14 protein-coding genes are annotated in these 13,638 nt (G+C 65.0%); 3 read left to right on the top strand and 11 right to left on the bottom strand.

Translation table 11 applies throughout. The features are described from left to right. Positions 1-31: 31 nt before the first annotated feature. The 7 genes from ybeY to ACYQOP_RS25065 all read right to left on the bottom strand — a co-directional run bounded on the left by ybeY (position 32) and on the right by ACYQOP_RS25065 (position 6,005). Entirely contained in the window at positions 32-529 is a 498-nt protein-coding gene (gene ybeY, locus ACYQOP_RS25095) for an rRNA maturation RNase YbeY (protein ID WP_461224808.1), read from the bottom strand. Next, positions 529-1,638 carry a PhoH family protein gene (locus ACYQOP_RS25090; protein ID WP_207410741.1) on the bottom strand — a complete coding sequence of 370 codons (1,110 nt, stop codon included), beginning with the start codon at positions 1,636-1,638 and terminating at the stop codon, positions 529-531. Before ACYQOP_RS25090 ends, ybeY begins: the two co-directional genes overlap by 1 nt. A gap of 112 nt (positions 1,639-1,750) precedes the next feature. Then, entirely contained in the window at positions 1,751-3,091 is a 1,341-nt protein-coding gene (gene miaB / locus ACYQOP_RS25085; RefSeq protein ID WP_461224806.1) for a tRNA (N6-isopentenyl adenosine(37)-C2)-methylthiotransferase MiaB, read from the bottom strand. Positions 3,092-3,215: 124 nt separating this feature from the next. Next, complete coding sequence (locus ACYQOP_RS25080) at positions 3,216-4,088, bottom strand: lysophospholipid acyltransferase family protein (RefSeq protein WP_056453936.1); 873 nt, start codon at positions 4,086-4,088, stop codon at positions 3,216-3,218. Positions 4,089-4,115: 27 nt separating this feature from the next. Continuing rightward, positions 4,116-4,637: a GNAT family N-acetyltransferase gene (locus tag ACYQOP_RS25075; protein WP_056429952.1), complete on the bottom strand. Its 522-nt coding sequence runs from the start codon at positions 4,635-4,637 to the stop codon at positions 4,116-4,118. Next, a complete protein-coding gene (gene tsaB / locus ACYQOP_RS25070) occupies positions 4,634-5,314 on the bottom strand; it encodes a tRNA (adenosine(37)-N6)-threonylcarbamoyltransferase complex dimerization subunit type 1 TsaB (protein ID WP_207410780.1) in 681 nt (226 codons plus the stop codon). The genes ACYQOP_RS25075 and tsaB overlap by 4 nt, the downstream gene beginning before the upstream one ends. A gap of 124 nt (positions 5,315-5,438) precedes the next feature. Then, positions 5,439-6,005: a NifU family protein gene (locus tag ACYQOP_RS25065; protein WP_461224804.1), complete on the bottom strand. Its 567-nt coding sequence runs from the start codon at positions 6,003-6,005 to the stop codon at positions 5,439-5,441. 277 nt (positions 6,006-6,282) lie between these two features. Between ACYQOP_RS25065 and rplS the strand changes: the two genes are divergently transcribed. After that, the gene (gene rplS / locus ACYQOP_RS25060) at positions 6,283-6,738 is read left to right on the top strand and encodes a 50S ribosomal protein L19 (protein ID WP_018042354.1); all 456 of its coding nucleotides are present in this window, start codon (positions 6,283-6,285) and stop codon (positions 6,736-6,738) included. Between the two features lie 144 nt (positions 6,739-6,882). Here the strand turns inward: rplS and ACYQOP_RS25055 are convergent, their stop codons facing one another. The 3 genes from ACYQOP_RS25055 to leuD form a co-directional block, all read right to left on the bottom strand. Beyond that, positions 6,883-7,137 carry a hypothetical protein gene (locus tag ACYQOP_RS25055; RefSeq protein WP_461224802.1) on the bottom strand — a complete coding sequence of 85 codons (255 nt, stop codon included), beginning with the start codon at positions 7,135-7,137 and terminating at the stop codon, positions 6,883-6,885. A 499-nt stretch (positions 7,138-7,636) separates the two neighbouring features. Then, on the bottom strand, positions 7,637-8,827 hold the full coding sequence (locus ACYQOP_RS25050; protein WP_207410737.1) for a lytic murein transglycosylase: 1,191 nt from the start codon (positions 8,825-8,827) through the stop codon (positions 7,637-7,639). An 80-nt stretch (positions 8,828-8,907) separates the two neighbouring features. Further along, on the bottom strand, positions 8,908-9,510 hold the full coding sequence (leuD, locus tag ACYQOP_RS25045; RefSeq protein ID WP_419951519.1) for a 3-isopropylmalate dehydratase small subunit: 603 nt from the start codon (positions 9,508-9,510) through the stop codon (positions 8,908-8,910). 192 nt (positions 9,511-9,702) lie between these two features. Between leuD and ACYQOP_RS25040 the strand changes: the two genes are divergently transcribed. Continuing rightward, complete coding sequence (locus ACYQOP_RS25040; RefSeq protein ID WP_200919143.1) at positions 9,703-9,876, top strand: hypothetical protein; 174 nt, start codon at positions 9,703-9,705, stop codon at positions 9,874-9,876. A gap of 15 nt (positions 9,877-9,891) precedes the next feature. On the opposite strand, the gene ccrA is transcribed toward ACYQOP_RS25040, so the two are convergent. Then, positions 9,892-11,172 carry a crotonyl-CoA carboxylase/reductase gene (ccrA, locus tag ACYQOP_RS25035; RefSeq protein WP_027172596.1) on the bottom strand — a complete coding sequence of 427 codons (1,281 nt, stop codon included), beginning with the start codon at positions 11,170-11,172 and terminating at the stop codon, positions 9,892-9,894. A gap of 394 nt (positions 11,173-11,566) precedes the next feature. On the opposite strand from ccrA, the gene ACYQOP_RS25030 reads away from it, so the two are divergent. Beyond that, positions 11,567-13,630: a protein meaA gene (locus ACYQOP_RS25030; RefSeq protein ID WP_461224800.1), complete on the top strand. Its 2,064-nt coding sequence runs from the start codon at positions 11,567-11,569 to the stop codon at positions 13,628-13,630. The last annotated feature ends 8 nt before the right edge of the window (positions 13,631-13,638 follow it).

Genomic DNA, 13,638 nt, shown 5'->3' with positions numbered 1-13,638 from the left:
TCTGATCTGGAATTGCGGGCGGAATCGCCCCTCACTCGGCATAGGGGTCGGCGATACCGATGCCGTGCAAGGCTTCGGTCTCCAAGGCCTCCATGGCGGTCGCGTCCGCGTCGCCGGTCTCGTGGTCCTGGCCGAGAAGATGAAGCGTGCCATGGATCAGAAGATGCGCGAGGTGGTCTTGAAGCGGTTTTCCCTGCTCGGCACTCTCGCGCAGCATCGTGTCATACGCAAGAACGACATCGCCGAGCGGCACCGCGACACCCGCATGGGCGGGTTGCGGCGAAGCGGGAAAAGACAGGACATTGGTGGGCTTGTCTTTGCCACGCCAGGTCCGGTTGAGGTCCTGGACCACCTCATCCGTGGTCAGCAGCACGCTCACCTCGATCGGATGGGCCGGCGTATCGGGCGCGATGGCAAGTCCTGCCTCTACCGCCCGGATGACGAAAGCCTCGAGGTCCGGCACCACGGTTTCCCAACGTGGGTCCTCCACGGCGACGTCGATCTCGGATTCGATCTCAGACCCCGGCATCACGAAAGCGGCCTGCGGCGGGACATGGGCGAGCGGTCCGCATCGCCCTCGCCATGGGCAGCCGTCTCGTAGGCGGTGACGATGCGGCGAACGAGGTCATGGCGCACCACGTCGACGTCCCGGAAGGTCACCCGGCCGATCCCCTCGACACCATCGAGGATGTTCACGGCCTCGACGAGCCCGGATTTCTGGCCGGGCGGGAGATCGACCTGACTCGGGTCTCCGGTGATGATCATCCGCGAGTTCTCGCCGAGACGGGTGAGAAACATCTTCATCTGCATCGAGGTGGTGTTCTGCGCCTCGTCGAGCAGGACCACGGCGTTGGTCAGGGTCCGCCCGCGCATGAACGCCAGCGGCGCGATCTCGATGACGCCGGTCTGCAGGCTGCGGTCCACGTGCCGCGCCTCCATGAAATCGTAGAGCGCGTCGTAGATCGGACGCAGGTAGGGGTCGACTTTCTCGCGCATGTCGCCGGGCAGGAAGCCGAGACGCTCGCCGGCCTCGACGGCGGGGCGCGACAGGATCAGCCGTTCCACATGGCCCTGTTCCAGCAGGGACACCGCGTAGCCCACCGCGAGCCAGGTCTTGCCGGTGCCGGCGGGGCCTTCAGCGAAGACGAGCTCATGGTTGCGAAGAAGCTTGATATAGGTGTCCTGGGCCGCGTTCCTGGCCCGCACGGCGCCGCGCTTGCGCGTGGCGATCTGGTCGAAATGCGGGCGATCCGGCTCGGCGCTCACCTCCGCGGAGGGGAAGAGGTTGCCCTGAAGCGTCGTCTCCTGGATCGCGCCGTCGACATCGCCGAGGGTGAGGGCGGTGCCGCTGGCCTTCACACGCGCATAGAGCCGTTCGAACACCTTGCGCGCCTTCTCGGCGGCATCCGGCGGTCCCTTCACCACGAGGTGGTTGCCCAGAGCCGTGGCAGTGACGGCCAGACGCCGTTCGATATGGGCGACGTTCTGGTCGTATTGACCGAAAACGAGGCTGGCGAGCCGGTTGTCATCGAAGGTCAGGGAGACGTCTACCGTCTCCACGATCTCTCCCACTCGCGCCGCCGGACCACGCCCACGAAGGGGCGCTCCCCGTCCACTCAGACCGTCAGATGCCGGCACGCAGAGGCTCCTTGCTGTGAGTATCGCTGAGCGTCACGAATGGGGTCGGGACGGCATGACGCGGCCATCCCATGTCCCGGGATGGAAATGCGGTTGCGTGGCGTCAGCGTCGTCAAGCGGCCGCCGCCTCGTCGGTAACGGCTTCGCCGAACAGGCTGTTCGAGCCGGCCCGGACTACCCGCACGGGCACGACCGTGCCGATGGTGGCGGCCGGAGCGTCGAATTGGACGGGCAGGAGATGCGGTGTCTTGCCGGCGACCTGCCCCGGATGACGTCCGGCCTTCTCCACCAGCACCTCGACGACATGGCCCACGGCGGACGCGTTGAAGGCGTGGCGCTGGTCATCGAGCAAGGCCTGGAGTGCTGCGAGGCGCTCGGACTTCACGGCCTCGGGCACGGCGTCCTCGCGCTCGGCGGCCGGCGTACCGGGGCGCGGGCTGTACTTGAACGAATAGGCCGACGCGAAGCCGATCTCGGCCACGAGGCGCATCGTCTCGTCGAACTCCACGTCGGTCTCGCCGGGGAACCCGACGATGAAGTCGGAGGACAGGGCGATATCCGGGCGCACCCGGCGCACGCGCTCGATGAGCCGGCGATAGGCATCGCCCGTATGCTTGCGGTTCATCGCCTGCAGCACGCGGGTGGAGCCCGACTGAACCGGCAGGTGCAAGTAAGGCATCAGCGGGGCGATTTCCCCATGCGCCCGGATCAGATCGTCAGCCATGTCGTTGGGGTGGCTCGTGGTGTAGCGCAGGCGCAGGAGGCCCGGTATCGCTTCGAGCGCGCGCATCACCGCGGGAAGCGTCACCGATGCGCCATCGGCGCCGACCCCGTGATAGGCGTTGACGTTCTGCCCAATCAGCGTGATCTCGCGAGCACCGCCCCGAACGAGTTTCTGCGCCTCATCCAGGATCGCCTCCACCGAGCGCGAGACCTCGGCCCCGCGCGTATAGGGAACGACGCAGAAGGCGCAGAACTTGTCGCAGCCTTCCTGCACGGTCAGGAACGAGGAGACCGCAGCCGTCCGCCTGATGGGCAGGTGGTCGAACTTGTCCTCGACGGGAAACTCCGTGTCGACGACACGCGCCGAGCCGGAACGAGCCAGAAGATCGGGCAGACGATGATAGTTCTGCGGGCCCACGACCACATCGACGGCGGGTGAACGCGCCAGGATCTCCTTGCCTTCAGCCTGTGCGACGCAGCCCGCGACCACGATCCGTGTGTCCAGCCCAGCCCCGGCACGAGCCGATTTCAGAACGCGCAGTCGGCCGAGTTCGGAATAGACCTTGTCGGCGGCCTTCTCGCGAATGTGGCAGGTATTGAGGATGACGACATCCGCGTCCTCGACGCTTTCCGTGGCGGCATAGCCCTGGCTACCGAGCAGGTCGGACATGCGACCCGCATCGTAGGCATTCATCTGACAGCCGTAGGATTTGACGTAGGCTTTCTTCAACGCGACCGTTCCAGCACCGGATAGACCTCGGGCGTCGCTCGGACGCCCCCTGCTGCCGGCGGTGCTAGCACGTTTCACCCGGCCCGTCGCTTCCTTGCGACATTACGAACACGGCCGAAGGGGTTCAGGCGGCGACATTCGAGGAGGGGAGCGTTGCGATGAGGGGCTCCGCGACGGGCAGCGCCACCGCCACGCCCTCCCACCGGCCCGTTACGGATGCCTGCATCGCCCTGCGCACCGAGGCTTCGGCCATGGCGGTGGCGCGCTTGCGGTCGGTGCCGGCCTCGAAGGCGATGGGATCGCCCCAGACGACATGAACGTCAATCGGCCCCTCCCGAAGGAACACCGCAAGATGCGGCGCCAGCTCCATGTCGCCGTACCAGGCGATGCCCGGCCGCTCGGACCGGATCACGGGCAGGCCGTTGCGGCGCGGATAGGTGAGGGCGAGCGGCTGGAGCCGAACACGGTCGCGGGTGCCGCCCTCGGAATCGATGGCGGCGCGGGCGGCTCCCACGAGGGACGAGCGGAACGGCAGCAGACGTGTCCCGTCACCCGTTGTACCTTCGGCGAAGAGGACGATGAGATCGCCATCGGTCAACCGGCTCGCCACCGTGGCGTTGACGCTGGCTGTCGCGGCACGGCGCGCTCTGTCGATGAAGACGGTGCGCTGGAGCCGGGCCAGGGTTCCCACGACGGGCCACCCGGAAATCTCCGATTTCGCCACGAAGGAGAGCGGCCGCAGGGATCCGAGGACGAGGATATCGAGCCAGGAGATGTGGTTGGACAGGACGAGGGCCGGCTCCCCCAGGGCAGGGGGCGTGCCGCTCTGGGTCACCCTCACGGAGAACAGCGCCAGGAAGATCCGGTGGAAGTAGGTCGGCGCATGGGCAGCGATCCGTCCGCGCCCGAATCTCAAGCTGAGGAGATGCGGACCGACCAGCACCCCGAAGGCCAGGACGCAGACGAGAAGCCGAAGGGCGGTGCCGAGACGCGTCATCGTCCGACGTCGATCAAGAAGCGCGGATCACGACAGGGTCGCCGTCATGGTGAAGGCGGTGGCGCGAGTGCCATCGGCGCGGGTGTAATACCCCGTGCGCTCGCCGACGCGCTGGAAGCCGTGCCGAGCATAGAGCTTCAATGCGGCCGCATTGCCCTCGTCCACTTCGAGATGGACATGTCGCACGCCGTTCAGCGCGAGATGTCCAAGATGCTCGCGTACGAGCTTGTGGCTCAGGCCACCGCCCCGTGCGGCAGGTGCCAGGACGACGGTGAGGATCTCGGCTTCGTCGGCGACGCGGCGCGAAAGGATGAAGCCCTGGATCGTGCCGGCGCGCCAGAGCGCGTGAGCCTCGGTGGAGCGCTCGCACAGCATCCGCTCGAATTCATGGGCATCCCAGGGCCGCGCGAAGGAGGTGGCGTGCAGGCGGGCAAGGGTGGAGGCGGAGGAAGAATCACGCAGAGGCGTCACGTAGGGCTCGCCGCCCCAGGCGTCCCACCAGGCCAGCCACCAATCGAGAGCCCAAAGCGGAGAGACGGGACGAATCATCGACGGGCCAGCCTCGCGTGATCCTGGGGAGTGGCGTCCGGTCCACGCAGGTAGAGCGGACGCGCCATGGCTTGGGCAGGGTCGGCCAGCATGCCGAGGGAGGCGATCCAGGCAATCTGCGGCGGGCCAGCATCACTGATAGATGCCGCGACGCCACGGGATCTCAGCAGGCTGCTCAGTGCGGGCGCGCCGGATCCAACCAGGGTGACGGGGCTACGCCCGACGTGATCGGCCGCTTCCTCGATCCGCAGGAGGCTTGGGGGCACGACGATGCCTTCCGCCATGTTCATGGCCTGAAAATACACCGAGCCGTGCCGGGCATCGATCGCTGCGGCAATCAGGCCCTGGCCGTTGGTGGCGAGCAAGGGCGCTAGGAGCGCGGACAATGTCGTGACGCCGACCACCGGGACCTGTGTCGCGAGGCCGACGGCGCGAGCGGCCGACAAGCCGACGCGAAGGCCGGTATAGCTCCCTGGACCGACGGTGACCGCGACCCGGTCGAGGCTCTCGAACCCGCCTTCGACACGCGCCATCACGCGTTCCAGCATGGGAAGCAACGCTTCGGCATGGCCACGGGCCAAGGTCATGGATTCTTCGGCGAGGAGATCGTCGGAGAGATCCGTCGCGATGCAGACGGAGCAGGCGTCCAGCGCCGTGTCGATAGCCAGGATACGCAACGTCACTCCAGATCGGGATGCCCGTCGGGCGCACGAGTTTACGATGAAAAAGGCCGCCCCGTCAGTGCGGGACGGCCCTTGGAAGCAACGAAGGACGCAGGGTGTTGCGCGCTTGCGACGGCAATCAGACCGCCTGGACCTCGCGCACTTCGGGAAGGAAGTGCTTGAACAGGTTCTGCACCCCATGCCGGAGCGTGGCGGTGGAGGAAGGGCAGCCGGAACAGGCACCCTTCATTTCGAGATAGACCACGCCCTCCTTGAAGCCACGGAACGTGATGTCGCCGCCATCGCTGGCAACCGCAGGGCGCACGCGGGTCTCGAGCAGGTCCTTAATGGTGACGACGGTGTCGTGATCCGCCGCATCGTAGAATTCCTCGGCATCGTCGCTACCGAGAACGACGCCCTCTGCCAGGACCGGGGCGCCCGACTGGAAATGCTCCATGATCGCACCGAGGATCGCCGGCTTCACCTGCGGCCAGCCGTGCTCGTTCTCGATCTTGGTCACGGAGATGAAGTCGTGGCCGAAATAAACGCCGGCGACGCCGGGTACGTCGAAGAGGCGCTGGGCCAGCGGCGAGCAAGCAGCGGCTTCGGCATCCCGAGCCTCGAAGGTCGATTCGGGAAGTACCACGCGCCCCGGCAGAAACTTCAGGGTGGCGGGATTAGGAGTAGCTTCGGTCTGGATGAACATGGCTGTGTCGTATCCTCGTCCGCTGCGCCGGTTCAAGGCCGGCCGGGAAGGGCGCAAGGAACGCCCCGCGCTTACCTATCCATGTGGACCGTATGCGGGATTTTCTCAACCTGCACGCACCGGGCGGTGGACAGGCCCGTTCGTGTTCTTCGACGGGGATGTCGACAAGCGCCGATGCTTCCTGTATGGCCCGCGGCAACTCAAAACAGGATGCCGAAATCCTGACGCACGCATTCCCCTCCTGGGATCGCGGGCGCGCACCGGCAGGAACTTGACCATGAACATCATCCAGCAGCTCGAGCAGGAGCAGATTGCTGCGCTCGGCAAGACGATTCCCGACTTCCAGCCCGGCGACACGGTGACCGTGAACGTGAAGGTGAAGGAAGGCGAGCGTACCCGCGTGCAGGCCTATGAAGGCGTATGCATCGCGCGCTCCGGTGGCGGCCTCAACGAGAGCTTCACCGTCCGCAAGATTTCCTACGGCGAGGGCGTCGAGCGCGTCTTCCCGGTCTATTCGCCGATGATCGATTCGATCGCCGTCGTGCGTCGCGGTAAGGTGCGTCGCGCCAAGCTGTACTACCTGCGCGACCGTCGCGGTAAGTCCGCCCGTATCGTCGAGCGCGCCGACCGCCCCGCCGAGAAGGCCGCCAAGGCCGATGCCTCGAAGGCCAACAAGGACGCCCGCAAGGCCGAGAAGGCCGCGAAGTCCGCTGCCAAGACCGCAGCCGAATAAGCTGTACGGCAAGCCTCGTTAGAATTGCGAAAGGCCGGGCATTGCCCGGCCTTTTTCGTTGGCGGATGGGCGCCGCACCGGCATCCATCCAAAGCAGTCTCGCATCCCGAGACATGCTCGCCCCCCCATCCTCGACTGCAACAACTACGAGGACGGATTGGCCGGCACGAGGATCATCTCCATCCGACCACCACGGGGGAAGGGGATCATTTTCATTTGCTGCTTCGGCGCAGGGCTCAATATACGCGACGGCTCATAGCGCTGGCCGATCGCATGGGTCGCGTCGATATCCTGGTGACGCTGTTGAACGCCGCGCTTCCCCGCAATCTGGGCAACTGCCGCCGAGGAAGCCGTCGCGAGAATGAGCACCGTGGCAATTGCTACATTTTTATACAGCATGATTTTCCTTAGTGCATGTTTCAGCTACATAAGGGTCAACGGACGGCCACCAATGCCTAATCCTGCGCCAATCAGCCCAGTCCGTGAACAGGGTGCGGCGTCACACGAGCCAAGAGGAAAGGCCTGACATTGTGTTCGGAGGCACGGATTGACCTCCTGACGCGATCCGAACGTGGTCTTGCCAAGGCAATATGAAGAAGGCCATCAGCAAGATGGCGGCACATAGCAAAATAAATAGAGATTTCACTTCTGAAATAGATCTCGATAAGTATCGATAGATATCTGCATCATCTTACAAAAGCGACCAGGCCGCTTGGGTCCAAGTGATGAGAGGATATCTTCGGAACCATTCCCTCAGGCCGGAGCCCCGGCCGTCATAGCCCGAGGCAGCGGCCGGCGCCGCCTCGGAGGACGGGTCAGCTTCATCAGCGTCCCGGAAAGGGCGGATTGGAGGTCGGGTCGGCTGATCGAATGAAGACGTGCCGACCCCTTCACACCACTATCCCCGACGCAGGGCCTCGAGCACCTTTCCACCCGGTCGCCCGGTCTGCGGCATGCCGAGCTTGCGCTCGATGGCCTTGATCGCGTCGCGGGTCTTGGCGCCGACTTTACCGTCCGGCTCGCCGACATCGTAGCCCTGGGCCGCCAATCTGGTCTGAAGATCGCGGCGCTCGGCGCGCGACAGGGGCGGATCATCGGTAGGCCATTCCGCCTGGACACCGGAGCGGCCGCGCAGGCGGTCGGACAGCACCGCGATGGCCAGGCCGTATGATTCGGCGGCGTTGTAGGAATAGAGCGCGTCGAAATTCCGGGTAACCAGGAAGGCCGGGCCGTTGATGCCGGCCGGGAGCAGGATGCCAGCGGGGCCGTCGCCGGAAAGCGGGCGTCCGTCGATCCGGGTGACACCCATGGAGGCCCAATGCGCCACGGCGTGCTTGTTCTTGCGCCCGGCGGCCCCGGCATTGAAGCCCTTCGGCACACGCACCTCGTAGCCCCATGGTTGGCCGTTCGACCATTTGGCCACGCGCAGGAAGTTGGCGGTGGAGGCCACCGCGTCGGGCACCGAATCCACGAGATCACGGCGCCCGTCGCCGTCGCCATCGACGGCGAGGCGCTGGTAGGTGGTGGGCATGAACTGGGTCTGGCCAAAGGCGCCGGCCCATGACCCCGTAAGGCGGGACGGGTCGATGTCGCCGCGCTCGATGATCTTCAGGGTCGCCATCAGCTCGCCCTTGAAGAAGCCCGCGCGGCGGTGGTTCGAGCAGATCAGAGTGGCAAAGGACTGAACCAGCGGCATCTTACCGAGGTTCTTGCCGAAATTCGATTCGACGCCCCAGACGGCGGCGATGGTGTAGCGGTCTACGCCATAGCGCGCCTCCGCATTGGCGAGGGCCTGGCCATGCTGCTTCATCGCCGCTTTGCCGTCGTCCACCCGCTCCTCGTCGACGAGGGCGGCCATGTAGTCCCAGATCGGCGTCTTGAATTCGGGCTGCGCCTGGGAGAGTTCGATGACCTTGTCGTCGAAGGCGATGCCGTCGGTCGCCGCGCGGAACGTCTGGGCCGAAATCCCTTGCGCCGCCGCCTCGCCCTGGAGGGAGGCGAGGCAGGAGCGGAAGTCGGCCTTGGCCGGAACGGACGCTGCCGCACTCGCGAGGCAGAGGAGGGCAGTCAGCTTCGCGCGCGACGTCATGGGCAGTCTCCCGGCGGTTTTCGGCGTTTCCCGACCTTTAAGCCGCGCGCATGGTAAACGAACCGTGATGATGTCGGCGCTCAGGCAAATCCGCGCGCGGCGAGCTTCTCCTCGTAGGCGTCGATCTTCGGCGCGCGCTTGAGGGTCAGGCCGATCTCGTCGAGCCCGTTGAGCAGGCTTTCTTTGCGCCCGGCATCAATGTCGAAATGCAGCGTGCCGCCATCAGGCCCCTTGATGGTCTGGCTCTCGAGATCGATCGTCAACGTGGCGTTGGAGCCGCGCTCGGCATCGTCGAACAGCTTCTCCAGATCCTCCGGCGAGACGATGATGGCGAGGATGCCGTTCTTGGCGCAGTTGTTGAAGAAGATATCGGCGAAGCTCGTGGAGATGATGCAGCGGATACCGAAATCGGCGAGCGCCCAGGGCGCGTGCTCCCGCGACGAGCCGCAGCCGAAATTGTCGCCGGCTACCAGCACTTTGGCATTACGGTAAGCCGGCTGGTTGAGGACGAAATCCGGGTTCTCGGAGCCATCGTCGTTGTAGCGCATCTCGGAGAACAGGCCCTTGCCGAGCCCGGTGCGCTTGATCGTCTTGAGATACTGCTTCGGGATGATCCGGTCGGTATCGACATTGGTGATGCGCATCGGCGCGGCAACGCCGGTGAGGGTGGTGAACTTTTCCATGATGCTTCGCCGTTCGTGAACCGGCCCGTCGCCCGCGCCTCTCCCGCGCTCGGGAGAAGAAGGGCAATCACCGGATGATCCTGTTTCCTTTCCTTACCAGTCGCCTTGGCATCTCGAAAGCAGGCGGTGCCATCTCGTAGCCGTCACGCAACTTGGCTATGCTTATCGTCGACGGACAACCGGGGCGACGCGATGAACGAGACGAGCAATCAGTTCAAGAAGGCGCCCAAGCGCAAAAAGGAAAAGGCCCGGAGCGTTTCCGTGTCACCGGAAATGCGCCAGGCCTATGCCGATCTCATCAAGGAGCGCGAAGAACGCGAGGCTTATGCCCAGCACCTGCCGGCCGAGGGCGGCGGCAAGCGCTGAGCACCATCCTCGATCTCAGCGCTTCGGGCCGGCCTCGATCACGTCTTCCAGCGTGCGGAGCCCAGCGCGGGGAGCGTTGACGAGACAGGCCATGTTGCCGGGCGGGTGCTGGTTCTTCCACATCTTCGTGTGCGCCTGGGGGATCTTATCCCACGGGAACACCTCGCTCATGCAGGGGTCGATGCGCTGGTCCAGCACGAACTGGTTGGCGGCCGAAGCCTGCTTCAGATGCGCGAAGTGCGAACCCTGAATACGCTTCTGGCGCATCCAGACGTAACGGGCATCGAAGGTGATGTTGAAGCCGGTGGTACCGGCGCAGAACACCACCATGCCGCCACGCTTCACGACGAGCGCGGAGACCGGGAAGGTCGCCTCACCGGGATGCTCGAAGACGATGTCGACATCGTTGCCCTTGCCGGTGATGTCCCAGATCGCCTTGCCGAACTTGCGCGCTTCCTTGGTCCAGGCGTGGAATTCCGGCGAGTTCACCTTGGGCAGCTGGCCCCAGCAATCGAAGTCCTTGCGGTTGATGACGCCCTTGGCGCCGAGGCTCATCACGTAGTCGCGCTTCGACTCGTCCGAGATGACCGCGATGGCGTTCGCACCGGAGGCGGCGCAGAGCTGGACACCGAACACGCCGAGACCGCCCGAGGCGCCCCAGATCAGCACGTTCTGGCCCGGCTTCACCGTGTGCGGAGCGTGGCCGAACAGCATCCGGTAGGCGGTGGCGAGGGTCAGCGTGTAGCAGGCACCTTCTTCCCAGGTGAGGTGCTGCGGCCGCTTCATCAGCTGGCGCGACTGGACCCGGCAGAACTGCGCGAACGAGCCGTCCGGCGTCTCGTAGCCCCAGATCCGCTGTGAAGGCGAGAACATCGGGTCACCGCCGTTACACTCCTCGTCGTCGCCGTCGTCGCGGTTACAATGCACGATGACTTCGTCGCCGACCTTCCAGCGCTTCACCTTGGCGCCCACGGCCCAGACGATGCCCGAGGCATCCGAACCGGCGATGTGGTAGTCGGCCTTGTGCACGTCGAAGGGAGAGATCGGCTCGCCGAGTCCGGCCCAGACACCATTGTAGTTGATGCCGGCCGCCATGACGTAGACCAGGACTTCGTCGTCGCCGATCTCCCAGGTCGGCACCACCTCGACCTGCATCGACTCCTCCGGCGGGCCATGGCGCTCGCGCCGGATCGCCCAGGCATACATCTTCGCCGGAACATGGCCGAGGGGCGGAATTTCACCCAGCTCGTAGAGGTCCTTGCCCTCGGTCGTATTCAAGGCAGCACTCGCCGACATCTTGGCTCTCCCATTATTCTTTCTGTGCGACCCTATATCCACGAACCTGGACTGCTCCAAGGCCCCCTAAAAGGCCAGGATCGGGTGCTGCGTCCTCGAGTGCGTGCGCTGACCCGTCGCCTATTGATGTATTCATAATAAAGTCTTTGATGCAGAACGGCTCGTTTTCGATATTCCGCATCGAGGTCAAGGATTTACAGGAAGCTCACCTCAGTTGCCGGACAAAGCGCTCTTCAATTCGCTTGATCCTGTCGTCTAGAATTTTTCGAAGCATTCTGGGCCGTCGACCGCCAAGTTGGACCATCGGCCAGATGACGTATGGCCGAGGCTTGGTTAGGGTGCCGCACAATAAGCGTGAGATCGCGCAGCCTTGGAATCGAGTGGAGTCAGTGGAATGAGCGCGAGTGCGACCGTCGCCGAGGTCAAGCGCGACAAGCCATGGATCATCCGGACGTATGCCGGCCATTCCAACGCCAAGGAATCGAACGAACTCTATCGAGGCAATCTGGCGAAGGGGCAGACCGGACTGTCGGTCGCCTTCGATCTGCCGACGCAGACCGGCTACGATCCCGACCACGAATTGGCACGCGGCGAGGTCGGCAAGGTCGGTGTCTCGATCGCACATCTCGGCGACATGCGGACTCTGTTCGATCAGATTCCGCTGCAGCAGATGAACACCTCGATGACGATCAACGCCACGGCACCGTGGCTGTTGTCGCTTTACCTCGCGGTCGCCGAGGAACAGGGCGCGCCGCTCAGCGGCCTCCAAGGTACGACGCAGAACGACATCATCAAGGAATACCTGTCGCGCGGCACCTACGTGTTCCCGCCGGCTCCATCCCTTCGCCTGACCAAGGACGTGATCCTGTTCACGACCAAGGAGGTGCCGAAGTGGAACCCGATGAACGTGTGTTCCTACCACCTGCAGGAGGCCGGGGCGACGCCGGTGCAGGAGCTCTCCTACGCGCTGGCCATCGCCATCGCGGTGCTCGACACGGTGCGCGACGACCCCGATTTCGACGAGGCGAGCTTCGCCGACGTGTTCAGCCGCATTTCCTTCTTCGTGAATGCCGGCATGCGGTTCGTCACCGAGATCTGCAAGATGCGGGCGTTCTCCGAACTCTGGGACGAGATCGCCCAGGAGCGCTACGGCATCACCGACCCGAAGAAGCGCATTTTTCGCTATGGCGTTCAGGTCAACAGCCTCGGACTGACGGAACAGCAGCCCGAGAACAACGTCCACCGCATCCTGATCGAGATGCTGGCCGTCACCCTGTCGAAACGCGCCCGCGCCCGTGCGGTGCAGTTGCCGGCCTGGAACGAGGCTCTGGGCCTGCCGCGCCCCTGGGACCAGCAATGGTCCATGCGGATGCAGCAGATCCTCGCCTTCGAGACCGACCTCCTCGAGTACGAGGACATCTTCGACGGTTCGAAGGTCATCGACGCCAAGGTCGAAGCTCTGAAGGAGGAGACCCGCAAGGCCCTCGAAGAGATCGGCGGCATCGGCGGCGCGGTGGCGGCGGTCGAGACTGGGGCACTGAAGCGCGCCCTCGTGGAATCCAACGCCAAGCGCATCTCGGCCATCGAGGCAGGCGATCAGGTCGTCGTCGGCGTCAACAAGTTTCAGGCCGGCGAGCCTTCGCCTCTCACGGCCGGGGAGGGCGCCATCTTTACGGTCTCCGAGACGGTGGAGATGGAAGCAGAGCAGCGCATCCGCGACTGGCGGGCCAAGCGCGACGGCAAGGCCGTCGAGAAGGCCCTCGACGAGCTCGAGGCCGCGGCGCGTTCGGGCGCCAACATCATGCCGGTCTCGATCGCGGCGGCGAAGGCCGGCGTCACCACCGGCGAATGGGGCACGCGCCTGCGCCAGGTCTTCGGTGAATACCGAGCCCCCACCGGCGTCAGCCTCGAGACGATCTCCTCGGGTGCGGCCGAGGACGCCAAGCTCCTCATCGCCGATCTCGGGGAGCGCCTGGGCGAGACGCCCAAGCTCGTCGTCGGCAAGCCCGGTCTCGACGGCCATTCGAATGGCGCCGAGCAGATCGCGCTCCGCGCCCGCGACGTCGGATTCGACGTGACCTATGACGGCATCCGCCAGACCCCGGCCGAGATCGTGGCGAAAGCCAAGGAGACCGGCGCCCATGTGGTCGGACTGTCGATCCTGTCCGGCAGCCACGTCCCACTGGTGCGCGACGTAAAGGCGAAGATGCGGGAGGCGGGCCTCGACCACGTCCCCCTCGTCGTCGGCGGGATCATCTCGCCGGACGACGAACTCGTCCTCAAGAATATGGGCGTCACGGCGGTCTACACGCCGAAGGACTACATCCTCGACACGATCATGGTCGGCATTGCCAAGGTGGTGGGCCGCGCCCTCGACAAGCGCGCCGCCGAGAAGGCGGATGCCGCAGCCGGAATCGGCGGATCCTCCGTCAGGGAGGGCGGCGAAAAGGTGTTCTGACGCTTCTA

The organism is Methylobacterium sp. CM6247 (genome assembly GCF_054817925.1).
The sequence above is the reverse complement of the archived record's forward strand: the minus strand, read 5'-3'. Positions and strand labels throughout refer to the sequence as shown.